This window comes from Sorangium sp. So ce131 (genome assembly GCF_051519095.1).
In the GTDB taxonomy this organism is placed as follows: Bacteria; Myxococcota_A; Polyangia; order Polyangiales; family Polyangiaceae; genus Sorangium.
Genome location: NZ_CP150455.1, coordinates 1,532,959 through 1,556,505 on the forward strand (window position 1 = coordinate 1,532,959; position 23,547 = coordinate 1,556,505).

A 23,547-nucleotide genomic window follows, 5' to 3' on the forward strand; every position below is an offset into this window, starting at 1 on the left:
TGTCTTCACGCGGCGTCATCCCCGAGTCCGTCATGCCTCCTCCGTCGGAGGTCTCGGACGCGCCGGACGAGAAGCAGCGGGCCCGCGCCCGCGTCGGGCTGACCATCAAGAACAAGTGGCGGCTCGACGCCCTGCTCGGCGTGGGCGGCATGGCCTCCGTGTACGCGGCCACCCACCGGAACGGCTCGCGCGCCGCGCTGAAGATCCTCCACGCCGAGTTCGCGCGCGACGTCGGCATCCGCGACCGGTTCCTGCGCGAAGGGTACGTCGCGAACCGGATCGACCACCCCGGCCGGGTCGCGATCCTCGACGACGACGTGACCGACCAGGACGAGCCGTTCCTCGTGATGGAGCTGCTCGACGGGGAGACCGTGCAGCAGCTCTGGAAGCGCAAGAGCCGGAAGCTCCCGGTCGCCGAGGCGCTCTGGATCGCCGCGGAGGTGCTCGACACGCTCGAGAGCTTCCACAAGGAGGGCATCGTCCACCGCGATCTCAAGCCCGCGAACATCTTCATCACCAAGGACAACGTGGTGAAGCTGCTCGACTTCGGCGTGGCGCGGCTGCGCGACGCGCACGGCGACAAGACCAAGGCGGGCACGGCGCTCGGGACGCCGTCGTTCATGGCGCCCGAGCAGGCGATGGGGCTGACCGAGGGCGTCGACGGGCGTGCCGATCTCTTCTCGGTCGGCGCGACGCTGTACGCCGTGCTCAGCGGGCAGCGCCTGCACCAGGGGCGCTCGGACAACGAGGCGTTCATCCTCGCCGCGACGACGCCGGCGCCGTCGCTCGCGCGCATCGCGCCCGAGCTGCCCGCCTCGGTCATCGGCCTCGTGGACAAGGCGCTCGCGTGGGACCGGCGCAGCCGCTACGACACGGCGGCGCAGATGCGGCAGGAGGTGCTGCGCATCCTCGAGGAGAGCGGCGCGCCCGGCCCGCGCCGCAGCGCGCCGCAGAGCACGCGGCGCCCGCCCCCGGACGACTCGCCGACCGCCGTCGGGCCGCGGCCCCCGCCGGAGGAGCCGCGCGAGGAGCCGGGCGACGCCGAGCCGGACGACCCCGCGGTGACGCGGCTCGTCGAGGTGTTCCGCCGCATGGAGCGGCTGCTCCCCGCCGTGCGCCACTACGGCTGGAGCCACCCGGACCCCGACAACAAGCTCCGCGCGACGTTCCAGGCGATCGTCGAGGCGCTGCGCGCGGACGCGGGCCTCGCCTACTGGTCGCTCACGCCGTACGCGTTCGAGCACCGCCGCCGGACGGTGTGGGAGCCGTCGCACCCGCTCGATCTGGTCCCGTACAACCTCTTCGCGGCCGGCGTGCGGCGCGTCCAGCTGCTCCCGGGCATCACGGAGGACGAGCTGCGCGCGCTCTGCGAGGTCCTCTTGCTCGACCCGCTGCGCGACCTCGCGCCCGAGGACGACGTCGCGGCCGCCCTGTGGGAGCGCCGCCTCGAGCACGTGCGCTACGACGTGGTGAGCGTCTTCGCCGAGGGCGACGCGGCCGATCGCGAGCAGTTCTGGCACGAGGCCGACGACATCGAGGGCATGGCGCGGCGGGCCGCCGAGGAGAAGGCGAACCGCGCCGAGGCGGCCGCGATGGTGATCGACACCGACGCGGCCGCGCTCAGGGCGGCGCGCCGCGCCGCGAGCGCGCTCGCGCTCGACCCGGTCGCGCAGCGCGCGCTCGGCACGCAGCTCGTGCTCAGCCCGGACCGCTGGAGCGAGCGCTTCGTCGAGGTCGTGGCGGACGCCTTCCTGAACGCGAAGCGCTACCAGGACGTCGAGCTCGTGACGGAGCCGATGGCGGCCTCCGCGCGCGACCTCATCCTCGCGCGCCGCTTCGACGTGCTCTTCGCGATGCACGACGCGGTCGAGAAGGCGCTCGACGCGCTCGCGCCGCGGCAGCAGGGCGGCGCGCTCGCGACGGAGTTCGCCCGCGGCATGTTCCCGCCCGACACGATGCGGCTGCTCCTCCGCGAGGCCACGCGGGTGCTCGTGACGGGCACCCCCGGCGCCGCCGCGCAGCCCGCCCCCGTGGATCTCGACCTGCTCGCGCAGCGCCTCGCGCCGATCCTGCACAAGCTCGGCGCCGAGTACCTGCCGGTCGCGATGGAGATCGTCGGGCACGTCGGCCACGAGACCCTGCGCCGCGCGCTCTTCGGCTACCTCGAGCGGACGCTGCCCGGGCACGAGGAGGGGGTGGTCGACGCGCTCATGACGCTCGACCTCGACGTCGCCCGCCCGATCCTCAAGATGTTCGCGACCTCGCGGACGCAGGGCGCCCTCGACGCGCTGAAGCGGCTCAGCGGGTGCGCGAACGCGGCGCTCCGCTGCGAGGCGATCGCCCACCTCGCGCAGAGCCCCGAGCAGATCCGCGACGAGCTCCTCTCGCTCGCCGAGGCGGCGCCGCCCGAGGTGCGCGTCGCGGCGCTCCGCACGCTGGCGCACCACCAGGTCCGCGCGGCCGGGCCGCTGCTCGTCCGCCGCGTGCAGGACAGCTCGTTCCACCAGCTCACGCTCGACGAGCGGCGGGAGTTCCTCGGCGCGCTCTACACGCTGAACCCGGCGCGCGGCGAGTCGGTCGCGGTCGAGACGCTCCAGCGGCACGGCCTGCTCGCCGACGACGCCGTGGAGCAGACCCGCTGCCTGTCGGCGGAGCTGCTCGGCCGCGAGGCGCGCTCGCAGGAGGCGCTCGACGCCGCGCTCGCGGCCGCGAAGCGGAGGCCCTGGAACAGCCAGCCGCTGCGGGACGCGGCCGCCGCCGCGGCGGAGGCGATCGCCGCGCGCCTCGGCAGGCGGATCGCGCCGGGCGGGGAGCTCCAGTGACGGCCCCTCAGGTCGACGTCATCAGCCAGAACCTGTCGGAGAACGTCCGGCGCGAGCAGGCGCGCGATCTCGCCGCCAGCGTGGTGCAGGCCCTGTTCCGGCTGGTGAAGCTCTCGACGCTGCACTCGATCGACAACCAGGCGATGGTGCGCCAGGTCGAGGAGACGGTCGCGCTGGTCCAGGACTTCGGCCAGCGCTCCGGGCACAACGTCTCCATCCTGTTCGCGCGCGGCTCGGTCTTCGTCTCCGGGCAGCTCCTCAAGGCGAACCGCGCGGTCTACGAGGGGGCGCTCGAGCTCGGCGAGATCCTCGGCCGCTGCGGCTACTCCGAGATCGGCGTGACCAAGGACGTCCGCGCGAGCGACCTCTACGCGCTCGCCTCCGCGCTCGCCGAGGCCCTCCGGAGCAGCAAGCCGGCGCTCGCCGACCGCCCGGCGCCGCGCGTCCGCCTGCGCGCGGTGGACGAGGGCGTGCTCCGCCGCGAGGTCGCGGTCGATCGCGAGGGCGACGAGACCTCGGCGATCGTGCGGACCTACGCCACGGCGATCGTGATCCTCCGCCGGTTCTACGAGGACCTGCGGCGGGGCCGCTACGCCCTGCGGCAGGGCGTCAAGCGCATCACGCAGCGCCTCGTCGACCTCTCCGCGAACGAGACGCCGGCCTTCCTCGGCGTCACCGCGCTGCGCAACCAGAACCACGACGACGCCGGGCGCGCGGTGAACACCGCGATCCTGAGCCTCGCGATGGCCCGGCAGATCACGGGCGACGTGGTCCTGCTCCAGCGGCTCTCGATGGCGGCGCTGCTCTTCGACATCGCGCGGCCGCGGCTCACCGGGGTCGCGAAGCGCGGCGGGGGCGGGCTCGTCCCGCAGCTGAGCGAGCAGCAGGACGCGGACGTGCCGGCGGGCACGGCGGTCGTGCTGACCGCGCTCGGCCTCGTCAACGAGCCGAGCGTGATGCGCACGGTGGTCGCCTACGAGGCGCACTGGGTGCGCCGCCAGCCGGCGCTCGGGCCCGTCTACCGCGGGCTCCGCCAGCCGACGCTCCAGGCGCGGATCCTCGCGACCGCGCGCGCCTTCAACGACCTGCTCACGGCCGCCCCGGGCGAGGCGCCGCTCTCCGCCGACGAGGCGATCGCCAAGCTCGAGCAGGAGGCGACCGATCCGGCGGACCGCACGGTGCTGCGGCTCCTGGTCGGCGCGCTCGGCATCTTCCCCACGGGCACGCTGGTCGAGCTCTCGACCGGGGAGGTCGCGCTCGTCGTGCAGACGCCCGCGCACCCGGCCTTCTACTCGCAGCCGCGGGTGCGGCTCGTGCTCGACGCCTCGGGCGGCCCTATCGGGCGCGCGCTCGAGGTCGACCTCGCCGAGCGGCCTCGCGCCGGCGAGCCGGCGCGGCACATCCGGCGGATCGTCGCGACGAGCGACGACCCCGCCGCCGCCTCGATGCGGGCGCACGCGGCGGTCCAGGAGGCGCCGCAGGTGTCGCTCCGCGCGCCGGCCGTCCCCTCGGTGGAGTCGCCGCCGCTGCGCTCGTCGCCGGCGTCGCCGCTCAACCACCTGCGCATGCCGCCGCCACAGCAGATCACGCGGCCGTCGTCGCCGACGCTGCCGACGACCACCTCCCCGGCGAGCCGGAGGACGCAGCCGCGGCCGGGCGACGCCGGCCGCGGCCCCGTCACGCCGCCGGACGCCGCCCCGCCGTCGGCGCGGCCGGAGGACGGCGGCGACGAGGGCGTGATGCTCGCGGATCTCCCGCCCGCGCCGTCGGGGAAGCGCTCGCCCACCTTGCGGCCCGGGCGCACCACCGCGCGCTGGCCGGACCCGCAGCAGTCGGATCCCGCCGCGGCGGCGCAGCCGCACGCGCCGCCGGGCGCTCACCGAGAGGAGTCGTGGTCGGTGCAGACAGACAGCGAGCCGGACGAGGTGCCCGAGAGCGCGAGGCCCGAGGCGCAGCGCGCCCGCGGGCGGGGGACAGAGCCGCAGCGGGGCGAGCGCAGCCCGCTGTCCGACATGCCGCCGTCGGCCATGGCCGGGCCGATCGCGGTGCTGGCGCTGCCGGGCGATCCGCCGACCGCGGAGGGCACCCTCGCGCGCACGCCGCTCGTCCACCTGCTCGTGTACATGCTCGATCGGCGCCTCACCGGCACGACGTGCTTCGTCGACCCCGAGGGCGTCCGCCACGGGATCTTCTTCAGCGAGGGCGTGCCGGCGAAGATCTGGACCGGCACGATCATCGCCCCGCTCGACCGGGTGATCCTGGAGCTCGGCCTGCTCGACGAGGCGACGCTCCGCGAGACGCTGCGGGACATCACCCGGCGGCGGGTGCTGCACGGCCGGCTGCTCGTCTCGCGGGGGCTGCTCGACCGGGAGACGGTCTTCGGCGTGCTGCGCCAGCAGCTCGTGCGCAAGCTGGTCGCGCTCTACGACCTCGCGCCCGAGACGCGTTACGCCTACTACGACGGCCAGAACCTGCTCGCGTCCTACGGCGGGCCGGAGCTCATCGGGTGCGAGCCGCTCGCGGTGATCATGGCGGGCGTCCGGCTCCACGCCGACGATCCGCTGATCGACGCGACCCTCGACCGGATCCATCAGCGGCAGATCGGCCTCCATATCGAGGCGGAGATGAAGCGGTTCCAGCTCCACCGCGACGAGGCGGCGGTCGTGGACCTCCTGCGCACGCGGCGGATGACGCTGGCCGAGCTCGTCAGCGCCGGCGTGGCGCAGGAGCGCGTCGTGCGGCTCACGATCTACGCGCTCGCGATCACTCGGCACCTCGATCTCGGCGTGCCGGGTCGAGGTCCGGTGGGTGTCGGCCGCGATCGCGCCCCGAGCGTGCTCCCGGCCGACGCGGGGCAGCCGCCCCAGCGCGAGGCGCCCGGCGCGGCGGCGCGCTCGCCGCGCCCGACCTCGGGCTCCACGGTGCCCGGCCCGCGCGCGGCGCGCGGAGAGATAGAGGGCCGCGCGTCGCCGTCGGAGCTGCCCCCGCCGTCGCGCGCCGCGCGAGCCGCGGCGCCGGCAGCACCGGCGCCGGCGGCGCCGCGGGGCAGCGCCGCGGCGCAGGCCGGGGAGCGCGAGCGCGGCGCGGCGCCGCAGGTCGACGCGGGCGCCGCGGGCAGGCCGCCGCGCGGAGAGCGCGAGGCCGCGCCGCCGCGACAGGCCGACGACGTGATACCGCCGAGCCGGCGGCATGGATCGGCGCTCGCGGAGCCGGCCGCGCCGCTCCGGCCGCCGGCGCCCGCGGCGCCGGAGCCGCGCGGCGCGGCCGCCTCGTTCGAGCCGCGCGCGCCCGGCGGCGACCTGGGCGGCGCGCCCCGCGGCGCGGACCCGAAGGGGACGAGGCCGGCCTCTCCGCCGATCGCTCCCGGCGCCCGCGCGCATTCCCCGCAGGCTCCCACGGTCAAGATGGCGGCCGTCGGCACCGAGGGCAGGCCGGCGAGAGGGGGAGGGCGCGCCGAGGCCGCGCCGCCGCCGGCCGCGGCGCGCGCCGCGGAGCCTGCGAAGACGCCGGCGGCCGCCGCGCCGGAGGCCCCGCCGCCGCGCGCCGCGGCCGGCGCCGCGCCGAGCGCCGAGATCGCCGCGCGGCGCGCCGAGATCGAGGCGCGCGCCGCGGCGATCGACGGCGAGAGCTTCTTCGAGATGCTCGGGGTCGCGGAGGACGCTCCGCCGGAGCGCGTGCAGAGCGCCTACTTCGCGCTCGCCAAGCAGTGGCACCCCGATCGGACGCCGCCGGAGCTCCAGGACATCAAGCCCCTGGTCGCGCGCGTGTTCGCCCGCATCAGCGAGGCCTACCAGACGCTGAGCGACCCGAAGCGGCGCGCCGAGTACCAGAAGACGCCGAAGGAGGGCGCGAGCCCCGCCGAGGACGAGGAGAAGATCGCCCGGGTCGTCGACGCCGCGCTCGAGTTCCAGAAGGCCGAGATCCTGCTCAAGAAGAACGACCTCGTGGGCGCCGAGGTCCGCGCGCGGCGCGCGCTGAACGCCGATCCGGACCAGCCCGAGTACATGACGCTGCTCGTGTGGATCCAGGCGCTGCGGCGCGGCGAGCCGCCCGCGCTGGCGGAGGGGGCCACGAGCGCGCACTACGACGACCTGATCCAGACGCTGGACGTCGTCCTGCGGAAGGAGCCCCGCTACGAGCGGGCGCTCTTCTACCGCGGCATGCTCCTCAAGCGCTCGGGGCGGATCGAGAAGGCGATCCGCGATTTCCGCCTGGCGGCCGAGATCAACCCGAAGAACCTCGACGCGATCCGCGAGGTCCGGGTGCAGGAGATGCGCAGCCGGACCAACAACGACCCGACCCCTGCGGGCGGCCTCCTCGGCAAGTTCTTCAAGCGCTGACCGCGCCGGCGCGCCGCCGCGGGCCGGTCGCGCTGGACAGCGCCGGCGGTCAGCGCGCCGCGGCGGGCTGGTCGCGTCAGCGCGCCGCGGCGGGCACCGCGCCGAGCGACCGCAGCGCGCGGCAGACCGTCTCTTCGCGGCAGGGCCCCACGCGGCCCGCGTGCGCCGGCCAGGGCACCTCGCGCACGTGGTGCAGATCGCGCACGTCGGGGCCGCGCCAGGGGCCGAGCGCGCGATCTACGCGGGCCTCGCGCTCGTTCGTCGCCGGCAGCGAGAGCTGCACCTGCGGCACGATGCCGACCTTCTGCACCGGCGCGCCGTCGGGGAGCGCGTAGAGCAGCGTCGTGAGCCGCAGCACGCCCACGTGGGCGTCGTCGTCGAGGTACTCCTGCGCGCACCCCTTGCCGTACGTGCGATCGCCGATGACCACGCCGCGCCGGTAGCTGCCGATCGCCCCCGCGATCATCTCCGCCGCGCTCGCGGAGTCGCCGTCGACGAGCACCGCCAGCGGACCGCTCCACCCGCGCCCCGGCGGGACGTCGGGCGAGCGCTCCACCTCGACCCCGCCGTCGCGGCGCCGCATCGGGAACAGCGGCACGCCCGGGAGGAACAGCCCGAGCGCGGCGATCGCCCCGTCGGTCGAGCCGCCGCCGTTCGCGCGCACGTCCAGCATCACGCCCCGCAGGTCCTCGTGCGCGCGCGCCCGGAGCAGCGCCGCCGCGACGCGATCCCCGAGATCGTCCGGCACGTCGGGGATCGCGATCACCGCGACCTTGCCGTCCGCGTAGCGCACCAGATCGAGCGGCAGCTCCGTGGGCGCCGCGTCCTCGGGCGGCTGCGCTCCGCTCGCGGGGGGCGCGGGCGCGACCGTCACCTCGAGCGGCGCCGGGGCGCCCCGCCGCAGGAGCGCCACCCGCGCCGTCGTGCCGGGGCGCACGTCGCTCAGCACGGCGAGCTGCTCGGCCTGCTCGACGCTCATGCCGGAGATGGGAAGATCCTGGATCCGGAGCACCACGTCGCCGTCCGCGAGGGGCGGGAGCGCGCCGCGATCGATGCGCACCCCGATCGCGGTGCGCGTCATCTCCTGCCAGAGCCGGGCCGGCGGGTGCGCCTCGAGGTCGAGGTCGTAGATGGAGACCTCCTCCTCGAGCGGCGCCCAGGCGCCGTGCGCGTCCAGCTGGGGCACGTAGGCGCGAACGGCGGCCGCGATCACCGCGCGCGCCCAGCCCTCGGCGGTCATCGAGGGCGCCGTGCGCTCCCGGACGGCGTCGGCGTAGCGGGCGAGCGGATCGCCGAAGCGCGCGCGCAGCGCGCCGACCTCCCGGCCGAGCTCGCGCGCGAGCTCCCGGGCGCTCCGCGTCACCTCGCCGTCCTCGAACGGCGCCGAGGACATCAGCTCCCACGCCTCGGCGAGCGTCGCGGGCGGGCTGCCGAGGCCCCGCCGGTACCCCTCGTCGAAGAGCCCGTCGAGCTCGCGCGACCACCGCTCGAGCTCCTCGCCGACGCGCAAGGCCGCCGGGCACGGACCGCTGCCCACCGGCGCGTGCATCTCGCCCAGCAGCGCGGCCGCCTCCCGCCGCAGCGACGCGCCCACCGGCGCGTCCGGCGCGACCGACCACAACCCGTGCGGATCCAGCCAGTCCGAGGTCGCTTCGGCAAACTTTGCGGGGTCGACGCGGAGGGGCGGGGCGGCCAGGGTGGTGCGCGCCTGCGCGACGATGGCGCGCGCCTGGTCGCAGCCGAGCGAGGTCGGCGCGCCGGTCGGCAACGTGATGCCGCGGTCGAGGGTGTTCGGGTCGCAGCCGATGCCGTCGATCTCCTCGTCGTCCGGCGCGAGGAGGTGGAGCAGCGGCCGCGCGATCCCGCGCTGCGCCTCGAGGAGGGGGCCGTTCACCATGCCGCGCGAGAGCAGGGCGAGCGTCGCCGCACCTAGGGCGATGTACGCGGGCGGACTCGCGGCGCGCCTCCTCACTGCTCTCCGGATATCACGGCGCGGGTTGCGCGTGCAGGGGCGACCATGACGAAGGCGCGATCTGCGCGCGCTGTACGTGCAGGCCGCGCGGGCCACGCGCCCCCCGCTCGCCGCGCCCGCGGCGTTCTTCCCGGCTCTCCCGTCCGCGCCCACGCCGCGCGGGCCGGGGGGATCGTAGACCTGTGCTCAGCGCCGCGCATGGTGGCTCTCCCACTTTCCCGCAAAGCTTTCGCGTCCCTCCCTGGATCCGAACACGTTGCGCATTCCAGCGCAAAAAAAGGCGCTTTCCTAAGGTTTATCCCGGCATCACCCCTGCATCTGCCCTGGTGCCGGCCACCGGCTCGCCTGGGCAGACCAACCCGGCCCTCCTGATCCGCGCGTGGCCGAGAGCGGAGAGACCATGAGCAGCACCTGGGATCGAGCGGCATTCTCGGCTTACCGCACAGAGCTCGCGAACTACGCCACCCTGAGCCCGGAGGCCGAGCGGGAGCTCGCGCTCCGGTGGCGCGCCGGCGACCGCGACGCGGGCCGGCGCCTCATCGAGGCGTGCTTGCCCTTCGTCATGACGATCGCGCTCGAGTACCGCCGGTGGGGGCTGCCGATGGAGGACATCGTGCAGGAGGGGAACATCGGCCTCCTCAAGGCGGCGGAGCGCTTCGACCCGGATCGCGGCTGCCGCCTCGCCACCTACGCGGCCTACTGGATCCGCGCGGAGATCCGCGAGCACGTGGCGCGGGGATACCGGATCGTGCGCCTCGGCTCGTCGAAGAGCGAGCGCCGCGCGCTGCGCATCTACCGGAAGACGCACGAGAAGGATCCGGCGGTGCTGGCCGAGCTGAGCGGCCTCTCGGAGGAGCGCGCCGCCGAGCTGCTCCCGCTGCTCATGGCGCGCGACGTCAGCCTGGAGCGGCCCCCGTCCGAGGACGGCGTGGCGCCGCTCGATCGGCTCGCGTCGGGCTCCTCCACGCCCGAGGAGGAGACCTGCGCCGCGGACGAGCGCGCGCAGCTCTCGCGCGCGCTGCTGCAGGTCGTGAGCGAGCTGTCGCCGCGCGAGCGCAGCATCGTGAACCAGCGATGGCTCACGGACAGCCCCGTGACGCTCGAGCAGCTCGGCGCCGACTTCGGCGTCAGCAAGGAGCGCGTGCGGCAGATCGAGGAGCGGGCGAAGAAGCGGATGCGCGAGCGCATCGAGGAGATCACCCGCGAGCCCATGGCCAAGAGCGCTTGAGCGGCGGTCGCCCGCTTCGGATACGGGCCCACCTCGGCGTTTTCGGTGCTCGGCGTACTGGAGTACGCCTCCGCGCCGAAAACGCCGATCTGGGCCCGTCTCCTGTGCGGGCGAGCGCCGCTCGGTTCCGTGGGGGTGTGGAGCTCGGAGGCAGCTGCGCCTCGGGAGAGGTGTCCCGGAGGCGGGGGGCGAGCGCTAGATCTCGATGACCGTGCCTTCGCGCGCGGCGATCGTGTTCGGGAAGAGCTCGCGGGCGCGCATCTCTTTCTCGCGCACCATCGCGTCGGTCTGGTTGGGATCGTGGTGGTGCAACACGAGCTGCTTGGCGCCCGCCGCCTTCGCGAGCTCGCAGCCCGCGACGAACGTGGCGTGCCCCCAGCCCGTCTTCGGGCCGCCGCCCACCTCGCCCGCGTACTCCTCCGGCGTGTACATGGCGTCGAAGATCAGCACGTCGGCGCCCATCGCGAGCTTCTTCAGCTTCGGATCCACGATCGCGTAGTGCTCGGAGTCGGTGATGTACACGACCACCTTCCCCTCGTGCTCGACGCGGTACGCGTACACGCCGTTCGGGTGGTTGCCCCGGGCGTTGGTCACGCGCACGTCGTCGTTCGGGCCGATCGTGACCACCTCGCCCTCGTAGAGATCGCGGAAGGTCATCGCCGCGCCCATCTCGGTGAGGTGCACGGGGAAGCTCGGGTAGTCCATCTGCCCGGCGAGCGTCTCCTCGAGCGTCCGGGAGACGTTCAGGCCGCCGTAGAGGTGGATCTTGTTCCCGCGCACGAACGCGGGCGTGAAGAAGGGGAAACCCTGGATGTGATCCCAGTGCACGTGACTGAAGAACATCCAGGCTTCGAAGGGCATCTCCTTGACCAGATCTTGGCCGAGGAGACGGAGCCCCGTCCCGCCGTCTAGGATGACCAGCGTCTCTCCAGCACGGATCTCGTAGCAGCTCGTGTTGCCGCCCACCTCGACCGTGCCTGCACCGGGCGTGGGGATGCTTCCGCGAACCCCCCACATCTTGATCCGCATCCTGCCTCGCTCGCTGAACCCCGCCCGTTTCAAGGTAGAGCTATTAGATTCCGAGCGCGGGCAGCGTCAAGCCGCCAGGTGCACCGGGCGCAAGGAAGGTCGCAGGCATGGCGCCCTGGCCGGGGGTACAGGGCCACGGCGCCGATGTAGTTGCGGGCCGCGCGGCGCGCCGCGGGGGCGCGGGAGGGCCCCGGGCGCGCCCCTCCTTTCACACGCCGGCGCCGCGGTGTGCAGGGGGCAGGGGCGCGACCCGAGGGGCGGGAGGCGCGATCTCTAGGGCCGGGGCGCGATCCGAGGGGCGGGAGGCGCGATCTCTAGGGCCGGGGCGCGACCCGAGGGCCGGGGGGCGCAGATTCGGCCCCGCGGCGCGGCAGACGGGCGGAGGCCGCGGCCGATGGAGTATGGTCGGGCGCATGCCGCTCCACGCGGACGCCATCGTCGTCCTCGGCTGCAGGGTGCTCTCGTCAGGGCGCCCGGGGGCTCCCGGCGCGCGCCGCGCGGCGACCGCGGCGCGCGCCTACCGCGAAGGGGTCGCGCCCTGGGTGATCGCCAGCGGCGGGCGCCGCTGGGGCGCGCAGATCGAGGCGCGCGTGCTCTCCGCCGAGCTGCAGCGCGCCGGCGTCCCCGCGGCCGCGATCGTGCTGGACCTCTGGTCGCTGACCACGCACGAGAACGCGATCTTCAGCGCGGCGCTCCTCTGCCGCATGGGGGCGCGGCGGGCGGCGATCGTCACCTGCCCGTGGCACATGCCGCGGGCGCTCCGGAATTTCCATGCGGTCGGGATCGACGCCTGCGGGCTGCCGACGCCCCACGGCGGCGACGTGCCGGTTGCGCGCGCGTGGCAGCGCGGGCACGAGGTGATCTCGACCTGGCTCGACGCGCGCGCGCTGCGCCGCCGGCGGATCCTCAGCGAGAGCGCCGCGTGGCTGCTCGGGACCGCGCGGCAGGGTGAACCTTGATCATGCCGATGAGGCGCCTCCCCTCTCTCCTCGCTCTCCCCCTGGTGTCGCTCGCCGCCTGCGCGGGGCCGCCGGCGCCCGGCCCCGCCCCCGACGCGGGGAGCTCCGCGCCGGCCAGCGCCGGCGCCGACGCGCGCGATCGCCTCGGCGCCCTGCTCGCCGCCGAGCAGCGCCGCGCCGCGCTCGAGGTGAGCCCCGCCGATCAGCAGAGCCGCGACGTCGGCGTGCGGCGCGCGGCGGCGCGGGCGCTCGCGCGCATCGGCGGCGAGGCGGCGCGGCCCGGGCTCGCGCGGGCGCTCGCCGACGAGGACGAGGAGGTGGTCGCGTGGGCCGCGTACGGGCTCGGGGCCTGGTGCAAGGAGCACGAGGGCGAGACGGTGTCGGCGCTCGTCGCGCGCGCCCTCGCCCGCGACGCCGGCCCGGGCGCGCCGCGCGCCGGCGCGGCGGCGGACGTGGGCGGCGCGCCGCGGCTCGACGCGGCGGGCGCGATCGCCCGCGCGATCGGGCGGTGCGGCGCGGAGGCGTCGGAGCCGACGCTGGTCGCGTGGCTCGAGGGGCCGCGCGAGCGCGCGATCCACGCGGCGTACGCGCTCGGCGATCTCGCGGCGATCAAGCTCAAGCTGCGCGAGGAGACGCTCGTCGCGCTCCTCAACCTCGCCGCGGGCAGCGCGGCCAGCCCGCCGGTCCCGGAGGCGCTCTACCCGATCGGCCGGCTCGAGCACGTCCCGCTCACGGTGATCCCGCGGATCCGCGACGTCGCGGCCGCGCGGCTCGCCGAGGCGGGCGACGCGCGGCTCTTCGCGGTGCGCGCGCTCGGCCGGGCAGGGGAGGCGGCCGTCCCCGAGCTCGCGCGCGTGCTCGCCACGAAGGGCGTGTTCACCGCCGGCGAGCGCGCCGAGGCCGCGCGCGCGCTGAAGCGGCTCGGGGCGCCCGGGCAGCGCGCGCTCGCGGACGCCCTCGCCGGGCTCGTCCCGAGCGCGGATCCCATCGCCCTCACCGGCCTCGTGAGCGAGGACTTCGGCGCGCTGCTCACCGCGCTCGACGCGCTCGCCGCGCGCGACGCGTCCGCTGCCGCGCGCAAGCCGCTGCGCGACCTCGCCGCCCTGCCGCCGCCGCCGGACGCGCCGGCCGCGGTCCTCCGGCGCGTGTCGCAGCTCCGCTGCGCCGCGGCCAAGCTCCTCGCGGGCGGGAACTACCGCGAGCCGCTGCTCGTCGGCTGCGACGTCACGGCGCCGGCCGATCCCGAGGCGAAGCCCGACGCCGCCGCGCCGGTGCGCGGATCCTTCGGCGCCCGGGCCGCGGTCGAGGTGATCGGCCGCGAGGCGATCGAGGGCGCGCGGCTCGCCGCGTTCCGCGCCTACGCGGAGGGGGGCGACCTGCGCGCGCGGGAGGCCGCGATCGCGCTGCTCGCCACGCACGAGGAGATCCCCGGCGCGCCCGACCTGCTCGCGAAGGCGCTCGCCGCGGAGGAGCCGGGCCTCGTCGCCGCCGCGGCGGAGGTCATCGCGCGCCAGCCCCAGCGCGCCTCGGAGGACCCGGCGAAGCCGAGGGGGAAGCGCAAGCGGAAGCGCGACGGGAAGGACACGCCCGCCGCGGTCACGTCGCCCGCGATCGAGGGCGCGCTGCTCGCGCTGCTCGACCGGCCCGGGGTGCGCGACGACCCGGAGCTCATCGACGCGGTCATCGACGCGGTGGGCGCGCTTGCGCTGAGGCCGGCGGAGGCGCGCCTCGAGGCGCTCTGCGGATCGAGCTACCCCACGACGCGGGCGCGCGCGGGCACGGCGCTCGGCGTGCTCCGCGGCCGCAAGGTCGCGTGCGACGGCGGTCCGGCGGGCGACGCGGGGGCCGCGGGCGCGGCGGGCAGAGCGCCGGTCGCGCCCCCTGCTGGCGATCTGCCCGCCGAGGTCTCGGCGCTCGCGCGCGCGCCGGCCGTGCTGACGTTCGACACGGACGCCGGCGAGCTGACGATGACGCTCGACCCCGCGCTCGCGCCCGTCGCGGTGACCCGCTTCGTCGATCTAGCGCGCTCGGGCTATTACAACGGCAAGATCGTCCACCGCGTGGTGCCCGGCTTCGTCACGCAGTTCGGCGCGCCGTTCGGCGACGGCGCCGGGGGGCCGCCCGGCAGGCCGGCGCTCCGCTGCGAGACGTCGCCGGTCCCGTTCGAGCCGCTCCGCGTCGGCGTGGCCCTCGCCGGCCGCGACACCGGGTCGAGCCAGCTCTTCGTCATGCACGCGCGCGCGCCGCACCTCGACGGCCAGTACGCGGCGGTCGGCGTCGCCGCTGGACCGTGGGCTGCGCTCGCGGACGGGGACGTCATCCGGAGCGTGAAGGTGCGGGACGAAGCGCAGCGCTGAGGACGAAACGCGGCGCCGAGGACGAAGCGCGGCGCCGAGGACGAAGCGCAGCGCCGAGGACGAAGCGCAGCGCCGAGGACGAAGCGCCGGATGCACGCGGTCGGCGAAGGGCCCGCGAGCGGCCTGCGAACATCCCGCGACAGTGAACGCGCCGCGGCGGGCGTCGGACCATGTCGATTGACAAAAACCCCCGACCGGCGCTTTACGTGTAGCGTGGTCATTGCCTCCTTTCTGGCCGTCGCGCTGCTCGTGTACACCTACTTCGGGTACCCGGTCGTCATCGGCGTGCTGGCGCGCCTCTGGCCGGCGCAACGGAAGGAGGATCCGGGCTACCTCCCCACCGTGACGGCGTGTATCCCCGTCTACAACGCGGCGTCGTACCTCCCGGCCAAGGTCGAGAGCCTCTTCGCGCTCGACTACCCCAAGGAGAAGCTGGAGGTGCTGCTCTACTCCGACGGATCGACCGACGACACGGTGAGCGTGGCGCGCCAGCTGGCCGAGCGCGATCCGCGCGTGAAGGTGATCGTCAGCGAGGCGCGCCGCGGCAAGCCGATCGGCGTGAACACGATGCTCGGGGTCGCGACGGGCGAGGTGCTGCTGATGACGGACGTCCGCCAGCCCATCGTGCCCGGGGCGCTGCGCGCGCTCACGCGCCTCCTCGCCGACCCCAACGCGGGCTGCGTCTCCGGCAACCTGGTCCTCAAGGGCTCGGCGGGCTCGGGCGCCTACTGGCGCTACGAGAACTGGATCCGGCTCCAGGAGGGCCGGTTCCGGAGCATGGTGGGGGTGACGGGCCCGATCTACGCGATCCGGCGCGCCGACATGAGCCAGCTGCCCGAGGGCGTGATCCTCGACGACATGTGGGTGCCGATGCGCCTCCGCCTCGCGGGCCGCGCGATCCTCTTCGCGGCGGACGCGATCGCGTACGACGACGCCTTCGGCGACGAGCGCGAGTTCGGCCGCAAGGTGCGCACGCTGGCCGGCAACTACCAGCTCTTCTCGCTGCTCCCCGGGCTGCTCGTCCCGTTCAGGAACCCGTCCTGGTTCGAGACGTTCTCGCACAAGCTGCTCCGCCTCGTGTGCCCCTGGGCCCTCGCCGCGCTGCTGATCACGTCGACCCTCGCGTGGCTCGGCGCCGAGGCCGGCGGCGGCGATTCCTGGACGCTCTACGCCGCGCGCGCGCTGTTCGGCGGGCAGGCGGCGTTCTACCTGCTCGCGCTGCTCGGGGGCGCCGCGGGCAAGCTCGGCGCGCTGGCGCGCACGTTCGTGGTCCTCAACGCGGCGGCCGTGGTCGGCCTGTGGCGCTTCGCCCGCGGCTCGCAGAAGGTCACCTGGTAGCGCCGCGCGGGGGCCTCGCGCTCGGGGCGCGGGGGCGGGGCTGCGTGCGGGTCACGGCTCCAGCATGCCCACGAGCTCGTGCACGACGCGCTGCGATCGCCGGAGGGAGAGCGACGACGGGATCAGCCGCTCCAGGCCGTCGGGAGGCACCGACAGGAACCTGACCGGCGCGGGGATGACGGGGAGCCCTGCGCGCTCGAACATGCGGAGCGAGCGCGGCATGTGGAGCGCGCTGGTCACGACGACCGCGGTGTCGACCGGCAGCTCGCGCACCATCCGGGCGGAGTAGAGGGCGTTCTCGCGGGTGTCGCGCGACGCGGTCTCGAGGTGGATCTTGCTCCGGGGCACGCCCAGCTCGACGAGCAGGTCGGCCATGCCGGTGGCGAGCGCGGTGGGCTCGAGGACGGCGTCGCGCCCCGAGATGATGATGTGGCCGAAGCCGTGCTCGCGGTACACGCGCACGGCGCCGAGGCAGCGCTCGAGGCCGGGCGCGGACAGCCGCTCCATGGCGGGCTCGCCGAACTCGTCGGCGTCGATCCCGGCGGTGAGGACGATGAGCGCCCGCCGCTCGGGCGAGCTCCCTGCGAGGTCCTCGCGCAGATCCTTCGGCGGGGTGCTGAACCACCGCACGAGCGAGGCCGAGACCCAGGGCATGGAGAGGAGCCACAGCGCGAGCCAGGCGCACCAGACCAGCGCGCGCCCGAGCTTCGCGCGGCGCGAGAGGAACCCCGTCTCGCCGCCGGACAGCGCGAGGCCGAGGGCCACGGCCACGAGGAGCAGGAACAGGGGGTCGACGAGTCGGGCGATGGGCAGGGCGAGGCTCGCCATGAGAAGGGGTGTCTATGCTGTCTCCGCTCGTCCAGGCGAGCGAAAAAAGGGCGGTCGCCGGGCCAGGGCGGATCCGAACGCGGATCCGAACGGAATCTCGCCCCGGCCGGCGCCGTGTCGGTTCAACGGAAGGCGGCGCGAGCGCGCGCGTGCGCTCGCCGGCGCCTGGCTGTGGCGGAGGCCAGGGCGAGCCCCGCGGCGGCGACAGGGATCCATCCGTCATGGCCGCCGCCGGGGGTGTGGCAGCCGCACCCGCCGCTGTCCTTGGAGCCGCTCGCGGGTTCGCCGCCGCCGGTCGCGCCGTCGCCGCCGCTGCCGTTGCCGCTGCCGCCGCCGCCGGCGCTCCCGGCAGAGCCGCCGAGATCGATGGGCGCGTCCTCGCTCGCCACGAGGATGGGCGGGGCCTCGCCGGTCGCCTCGTAGATGGTCATGAGCTCTTCTCCTTTGTCGTCCGTGTGGTTCTCGGACCGGAGGAACTCGATGTATTCCTTGGTCATCGACTGGTAGTAGACGCGCGCCGAGAGCGTCTGGGCGCCGGAGATGTCGGCCGGCACGGTGAGGGTGAAGGTCGCCTCGTCGTAGTGGCGGTATCCGCCGTTCCCGTCGCTGAAGTCGATCTCCGGCGTGGGCTGGGTGGTCTGTGACGGGACGAAGCCCTTCGGCGGGATGCGCGTGTCGGAGATGATCATGTCGTGGCGCGCGAGGTGCTCTTCCTTCTCGCCCTTGCCCGCGGCCTCGTCCCAGAGCCCGTGCACGGCGCGGTACTCGTGGGTGGGCGGGTCGTGCTGGATCTCCCCGGTCTCGACGTCGTAGCCGCCGAGCAGCGGCCGCTCGCCCCCGTCCTCGTCGACGAGGAACACGGCGATCCAGGCGCGCCGGCTCTCGGCGTACCCCGTCGGGAACTTGTGACCGGTGAGGTTCTCGACCCGGACGGTGAGCTCGATCTGCTGTCCGGGTGTGGCTTCCTGGGGAGCGTCGACGATCGTGACGGAGGCGGCCGAGGTGAGGCTCTCCAGGGTGCGGTCGAGCGCGAGCTGGAAGGCGTTGGCCCGCTCCGCGGCGAGCTCCGGGTAGGCCGCCATGACGGCCTGGATACCCCAGTGGTTGCCGCCGACGAGCGCGTGATCGCGCGGGTCGGTGCGGAGCGGCTCTCCGAGCTTGGTGACGGGCCACTCCCCGGTCTTCTTGCGCATGTGGCAGTCGACGCAGCCCCGCTCGCCGGGGCCGCCGTCGCGGAAGTCGCTGGAGGCCCACTCATCGAAGGTCGTGTCGAGCGGGAACTCGAGGTTCGTCTGCGCGCCGCTCGCGTCCCGCAGCATCACCTCCGGGTTCGTGACCTGATGGCACTGGCCGCAGAAGCGGGAGCTGGAGAGGTGTTCGTCCTTTTTGCCGCCGTGATCTTCGGAGATCACGTTCTCGTAGGGGCCGTACTTGAGGAGCTTGTTCTGCTCGGGATCGACCTCGTAGCCGAACACGAGCTGCGCGTTGCCCAGGAAGTACGGATCGCTCGGGGCGGGGGCGGTCGTGGCGCGGTGGCACACGTCGCAGCCGACCCCTTGCCCCTCGACGATGCCCTCGAGCGCGCTGTTCGGACCGGTGTCGAGCTCCGAGCCGTCCGGCTTCGCCGCGCGGCCTCGGACGAAGCCGATCGGCGTGTGGCAGCGCAGGCAGAACGTGCCCACGCCTGGCATGTCCTGGTTCGCGACGGTGAGGGCGGCGGTGAAGACGGGATCGCGCCACGCGTTGGCCATCATCGTCCCTCCCCATGTATCGAAGGGCATGTAGTCCCGCGGCATGTTGCCGACGCCTCGGTGGCATCCGTAGCATTTCTCCGCGGAAGCGAACCCGTCATCTTCCGGTAGATCTCCTGGCTGGGTGCCCTGGAGATCCTCGATCCCGGCCGCGGCGCCGCGGCTCAGAAGCCCGAGCGCGAGGAGCAGCCCCCAAGCAATGGTGTTCCCCCGTGTGGTCGACATCGATCCCGTCCTCACTTCTACGTTATGCGAACTAGAACTTTACCAACAGCGCGCTCACGCCGACGAGCTCGTCGGATACGCTCACTCGGGGTCAATCCGATACAGCCGGCCGCTTACGGTGCCATTGGCGTTCCTGACCGCATAGTCCACCACGTAGAGCTCGCCCGCGGCGTCCTCTCCGAACGACGCGAGCGCCTGGAGGGTGTCCTCGGAGCCGAGGTTGGCCGACATGTTGCCGCTGGACACGAGCGCCCCGTTCTTCCAGACGAGGCTGTAGATACGGTTGTTGGAGAAGTCCCCGTACAGGTAAGTCCCGCGCAGCCCCGGGATGTTGCTGCCGCGGTACACGTAGCCTCCCGTGATCGACCCGCCGTCGCCCGTGCCGTGGCTGAGCTCCTTGACGGGCAGCGTATGGTTGGGAAGATCGCACCCGGGCTCCTGGGTCGGCTGGAAGCAGTTGGATCCCTCGAAGATGCTCCAGCCGTAATTCCTGTTCCCCTGGCCGCGAGGCTCGATGTTGATCTCCTCGATGTCCTTGGCGCCCACGTCGCCGATATAGAGATCGCCGCTGCACTGATCGAAGCTGAAGCGCCACGGGTTGCGCAGCCCGTAGTCCCAGATGTCCGGATCTCCACCGGTCAGGTTCCCCGCAGGAGGGGTCGGGTAGTTGTCGACGTCGATCCGCAGGATCTTCCCCTTCTTGGTCTCGATGTTCTGTCCGTTGGAATCCGGATCCTGCGCATCGCCATCGCTGCCGCCGTCGCCTACGCCGACATACAGCATGCCGTCGGGGCCGAACGCGAGCATTCCACCGTTGTGGTTGCCTCTCAGCCCTGTGACCGTGAAGAACTCTCGCACGGGCGTCGGATCGGCCAGATCCGGGTTGTCCGATGAGCGCCTGTACTCCTTGAGCACCGTGGAGCGCGCCCTCGTGTTGTGGAAAATGAAGAACCTGCCGTTGCTCGCGTAATCAGGATGGAACGCGAGCCCGAGGAGGCCTCGCTCATCGCCAGCGTACTCGGATTGCTGGACAATGGACGTGATATCGAGGAACGCGCCGCTCTGCAGCGCGCCTCCGCTGACGATGCGGATCGTGCCGCCCTGCTCGACCACGTAGAGCCGGCTGGCGTCGGCCGGCTCGCTCGTCACGTAGAGGGGACGATTCAAGCCGCTGACGACCTCCGTGAGCTTCAGCGCGGGCACGGTCCCGGCCGGGTCGTCGCAGTCGATCGATCCATGTCCGCCCGCGCCGGTCCCGGTCGTAGGTCCGGCCCCCGATCCGCTGGTTCCGCTCGTGGACGTACCGTCTCCGCCGCCCGTGCCAGGGCCTGTGGGGGTGCCGGCGCCCGTGCCGGGAGCCACGCCCGTACCCGTGGTCGTGCCCGTCGGGGTACCCGCGCCGCTTCCGCCGCCACCGGATCCCCCGCCGCCGCCGTCGGTGTCGCTGCCGCAGGCATTGAGGATGAAGCCGAGCCCGAACAGGGCGGCTGCGAGCGGCACGAAAGAGAAAAAGGAACGCTTCTGGTCCATCATGCCGTAGGAGACTATCCGAACAGCCCGCGCCTTGGTATGACTTTCGCGGCCGGGCGCCGTCCCGTAAGCAGAGGAGACCGGCGAACGCGGCGATAGACGACAATGGAAGACCCTTCCCTACTGTTGCTCGAGATCCTGTCGCGCCGGATTCCGACGGCGGCGGGGCCCTGGCTGGAGCGCGTCGAGGTGATGGCCGGTGTGCGCCGTGACGAGGCGAGCGGCGCATCCCTGACCGAAGCTTCGACCCCCTTCGACGACGGCCGTTTTCTGGCGACGTTCACTGCGGCGGCACGTGCGCTCGGCAAGGCGCAGCTCGGGCTCGACGCCGCCGAGCGAGACGCCCTGGCGGCAGCCGGTGTGGTGGGGTCGCTCGAGGGATGGCGGCTCGATGAGCTCGGCCGTGTGGCGCTGGTCGCGCTGGTCTCGAGGCGCCTGCCGGGACCGGCGCTCGAGCTGGTGCTGGGGAGCTGTTACCGGCAAGGAGACGGCCGAGAACGCCAGGCGCTCCTGCGGGCGCTGCCGCTCGTCACCGGCGCAGAGCGCCTCGCGCCGCTCGCGATCGATGCGTGCCGCACGAACGAGCTGCCCGTCTTCGAGGCGATCGCTTGCGAGAACCCATACCCGGCCGCCTATTTTCCCGATCTGAATTTCAATCAGATGGTCCTCAAGGCCATGTTCATGGGCGTGGCGCTCGCCAGGATCATCGGGCTGGAGAAGCGGCGATCGAGCGAGCTCGCCCGCATGGCCGAGGACTTCGCGAGTGAACGGAGGGCGGCTGGTCGGAGTGTTCCGGCCGACATCGGCTTGCTCTCGCTGGAACAGGAGCACGACCGCGCGACGCGGATCCCCGGGTGACGTCGCACGAGGCGGAGGGACCCTTGAAGCTGTTCGATCCTCACATCCACATGACATCGCGCACGACCGACGACTATCAGGCGATGGCCGCCGCCGGCATCGCCGCCGTGATCGAGCCCGCGTTCTGGCTCGGTCAGCCGAGGACACACGTCGGCACGTTCGAGGACTACTTCGCGTCCCTGCTCGGGTGGGAGCGCTTCCGGGCCAGCCAGTTCGGCATCCGCCACCTGTGCACGCTGGCGCTCAACCCGAAGGAAGCGAACGACCCCCGGGTGGCGCAGGGCGTGATCGACCTGCTGCCGCGTTACCTCGACAAGGAGGGGGTCGTCGCGGTCGGCGAGATCGGGTTCGACGACATGACGCCGGACGAGGAGAAATACTTCGCCCAGCAGGTCGAGCTCGCGCGGGCGCACGATCTCCCTGTCCTCGTCCATACGCCTCACCGCGACAAGAAGCGCGGCACCGAGCGGACGCTCGCCCTGGTGCGGGAGCTCCGGTTCCCCGAGGAGCGGGTGCTCGTCGACCACAACAACGAGGAGACGCTGCCGCTCGTGCTCGCGACCGGCTGCTGGGCCGGCCACTCGATCTACCCGAGCACCAAAATGGATGAGGATCGCATGGTCGCGCTCGTCAAGAAGTACGGCGCGGAGCGGATCGTGATCAACAGCGCGGCGGACTGGGGCGTGAGCGATCCGCTGAAGGTGCCGAAGACGGCTGCGCGGATGCGCGAGGCCGGGATCGCGGACGACGTGATCGAGCGGATCGTATGGAAGAACCCGCTCGCCTTCTTCTCGCAGAGCGGCCGGCTGGACCTCGCGGAGTTCGGAGAGGCGCCCGCGGTGGATCAGCGCGCGCTGTTCCAGGGCAACTCGGTGCTGCGCGGGCAGACGCCCGTCGTGCGAGGCTGATCGAGGGCGCTCATGCACCGCACCGTCGTCCTCAACGTCGTCGGGCTGACCGGCGAGCTCCTCGGCGACGCCACGCCGAACCTGAAGCGGCTCGCGCAGGACGGCACGATGCGCCCGCTGCAGACCGTGCTGCCCGCGGTCACGTGCACGGTCCAGTCGACCTTCACGACGGGCCTGCTCCCGAGCGGGCATGGCTGCGTCGCGAACGGCTGGTACTTCCGCGACATCGCCGAGGTGAACCTGTGGCGCCAGGCGAACCAGCTCGTGGCGGGGGAGAAGATCTGGGAGGCCGCGCGCCGGCGCGATCCGACGTTCACGTGTGCCAAGCTGTTCTGGTGGTACAACATGTATAGCTCGGCAGACTATGCTGTTACGCCGAGGCCGATCTACTGGGCGGACGGGCTCAAGCTGCCGGACATCTATACGGAGCCGGCGTCGCTGCGCGACGAGCTCGTCTTCAGGCTCGGCGAGTTCCCTCTGTTCAACTTCTGGGGTCCCAACGCCGATATCCGGTCGACGGAGTGGATCGCGCGGTGCGCGCGCCACGTGTACGACACGCGACGGCCGACGTTGACGTTGGTTTACCTCCCGCACCTCGACTATAACTTGCAGCGGCTAGGGCCGGATCACCCGGGGATCAAGGATGACCTGCGCGCCGTCGATGCCGTATGCGGTGAGCTGATCGACCATGTGCGCAAGGACGGGGCGCGGGTGATCGTGCTGTCGGAGTACGGCATCACGCGCGTGACCGGCGCCGTGCATATTAATCGTGTGTTGCGCGAGCAGGGATTGCTGCGCGTCCGCGTCGAACGCGGGCTGGAGAAGCTCGACCCTGGAGCGTCCGAGGCGTTCGCCGTCGCTGATCATCAGGTGGCGCACGTCTACGTGCGCCGCCCGGAGCGGGTCGCAGAGCTGAAAGCCATGCTGGAGAAGCTGCACGGCGTAGACTCCGTGCTCGACGCCGAAGGCAAGCGCGTCGTCGGATTAGACCACCCGAGATCGGGCGAGCTCGTCGCGATCTCTCGTGAGGACCGGTGGTTCAGCTACTATTACTGGCTGGATGATGACAGGGCGCCAGAGTTTGCCAGAACTGTCGACATTCACCGCAAGCCTGGTTACGACCCTGTTGAGCTGTTCGCCGACCCTGCCCTGATCGGGTTGCCGGCTCACGTCGCGTGGAGATTGCTGAAGAAGAAGCTCGGCTTCCGCTATCTGATGGATGTGATCCCGCTGGATACGTCCCTGGTAAAGGGATCCCACGGGCGCCTCCACGAGCGCGCCGAGCAAGGTCCAGTGATTCTGTCCTCCGATCCCACGTTGCTGCCCGAGGAAGGGCTTGCTGCAACCGACGTGAGCAGGTTGGTGCTCGAACACATTTTCGGTTGACGTGGTCGTTCGTTGA

The 23,547-nt window shown here is 73.2% G+C and carries 14 protein-coding genes; 9 read left to right on the top strand and 5 right to left on the bottom strand.

The features are described 5' to 3' along the window. Nucleotides 1-32 precede the first annotated feature (32 nt). Together WMF43_RS05565 and WMF43_RS05570 are read left to right on the top strand one after the other, a co-directional pair. Entirely contained in the window at nt 33-2,822 is a 2,790-nt protein-coding gene (locus WMF43_RS05565) for a protein kinase domain-containing protein (protein WP_437677994.1), read from the top strand. After that, nucleotides 2,819-7,162 carry a DnaJ domain-containing protein gene (locus tag WMF43_RS05570; RefSeq protein ID WP_437677995.1) on the top strand — a complete coding sequence of 1,448 codons (4,344 nt, stop codon included), beginning with the start codon at nt 2,819-2,821 and terminating at the stop codon, nt 7,160-7,162. Before WMF43_RS05565 ends, WMF43_RS05570 begins: the two co-directional genes overlap by 4 nt. 76 nt (nt 7,163-7,238) lie before the next feature. Here WMF43_RS05570 and WMF43_RS05575 read toward each other — a convergent pair whose 3' ends face one another. Beyond that, nucleotides 7,239-9,134 carry a S41 family peptidase gene (locus WMF43_RS05575; protein ID WP_437677997.1) on the bottom strand — a complete coding sequence of 632 codons (1,896 nt, stop codon included), beginning with the start codon at nt 9,132-9,134 and terminating at the stop codon, nt 7,239-7,241. A gap of 400 nt (nt 9,135-9,534) precedes the next feature. Between WMF43_RS05575 and WMF43_RS05580 the strand changes: the two genes are divergently transcribed. Further along, nucleotides 9,535-10,362 carry a sigma-70 family RNA polymerase sigma factor gene (locus WMF43_RS05580; RefSeq protein WP_437677999.1) on the top strand — a complete coding sequence of 276 codons (828 nt, stop codon included), beginning with the start codon at nt 9,535-9,537 and terminating at the stop codon, nt 10,360-10,362. A 195-nt stretch (nt 10,363-10,557) separates the two neighbouring features. Here WMF43_RS05580 and WMF43_RS05585 read toward each other — a convergent pair whose 3' ends face one another. After that, nucleotides 10,558-11,379, bottom strand: coding sequence for an MBL fold metallo-hydrolase (locus tag WMF43_RS05585; RefSeq protein WP_237245092.1), 822 nt, complete (start codon nt 11,377-11,379; stop codon nt 10,558-10,560). A 425-nt stretch (nt 11,380-11,804) separates the two neighbouring features. On the opposite strand from WMF43_RS05585, the gene WMF43_RS05590 reads away from it, so the two are divergent. The 3 genes from WMF43_RS05590 (at nt 11,805) to WMF43_RS05600 (ending at nt 16,045) form a co-directional block, all read left to right on the top strand. Beyond that, nucleotides 11,805-12,350: a YdcF family protein gene (locus tag WMF43_RS05590; protein ID WP_437678001.1), complete on the top strand. Its 546-nt coding sequence runs from the start codon at nt 11,805-11,807 to the stop codon at nt 12,348-12,350. 8 nt (nt 12,351-12,358) lie between these two features. Then, nucleotides 12,359-14,707, top strand: coding sequence for a peptidylprolyl isomerase (locus tag WMF43_RS05595; protein WP_437678002.1), 2,349 nt, complete (start codon nt 12,359-12,361; stop codon nt 14,705-14,707). Between the two features lie 213 nt (nt 14,708-14,920). Next, on the top strand, nt 14,921-16,045 hold the full coding sequence (locus WMF43_RS05600) for a glycosyltransferase family 2 protein (RefSeq protein WP_437678004.1): 1,125 nt from the start codon (nt 14,921-14,923) through the stop codon (nt 16,043-16,045). A gap of 51 nt (nt 16,046-16,096) precedes the next feature. Here the strand turns inward: WMF43_RS05600 and WMF43_RS05605 are convergent, their stop codons facing one another. From WMF43_RS05605 to WMF43_RS05615, 3 genes are all read right to left on the bottom strand, one after another. Further along, the gene (locus WMF43_RS05605; RefSeq protein ID WP_437678006.1) at nt 16,097-16,873 is read right to left on the bottom strand and encodes a YdcF family protein; all 777 of its coding nucleotides are present in this window, start codon (nt 16,871-16,873) and stop codon (nt 16,097-16,099) included. A gap of 122 nt (nt 16,874-16,995) precedes the next feature. Continuing rightward, nucleotides 16,996-18,849: an MYXO-CTERM sorting domain-containing protein gene (locus tag WMF43_RS05610; RefSeq protein ID WP_437678008.1), complete on the bottom strand. Its 1,854-nt coding sequence runs from the start codon at nt 18,847-18,849 to the stop codon at nt 16,996-16,998. Nucleotides 18,850-18,930: 81 nt separating this feature from the next. Further along, nucleotides 18,931-20,382 (bottom strand): PQQ-dependent sugar dehydrogenase, encoded by a 1,452-nt coding sequence (locus tag WMF43_RS05615; protein ID WP_437678009.1) that lies wholly within the window; start codon nt 20,380-20,382, stop codon nt 18,931-18,933. 123 nt (nt 20,383-20,505) lie between these two features. Between WMF43_RS05615 and WMF43_RS05620 the strand changes: the two genes are divergently transcribed. From WMF43_RS05620 to WMF43_RS05630, 3 genes are read left to right on the top strand one after another with little or no spacing between them, the layout of a single operon-like run. Continuing rightward, nucleotides 20,506-21,237 carry an EboA domain-containing protein gene (locus WMF43_RS05620; RefSeq protein WP_437678011.1) on the top strand — a complete coding sequence of 244 codons (732 nt, stop codon included), beginning with the start codon at nt 20,506-20,508 and terminating at the stop codon, nt 21,235-21,237. A gap of 23 nt (nt 21,238-21,260) precedes the next feature. Beyond that, nucleotides 21,261-22,145: a TatD family hydrolase gene (locus tag WMF43_RS05625; protein ID WP_437678012.1), complete on the top strand. Its 885-nt coding sequence runs from the start codon at nt 21,261-21,263 to the stop codon at nt 22,143-22,145. 12 nt (nt 22,146-22,157) lie between these two features. Next, complete coding sequence (locus WMF43_RS05630) at nt 22,158-23,531, top strand: alkaline phosphatase family protein (protein WP_437678014.1); 1,374 nt, start codon at nt 22,158-22,160, stop codon at nt 23,529-23,531. Nucleotides 23,532-23,547: the final 16 nt, after the last annotated feature.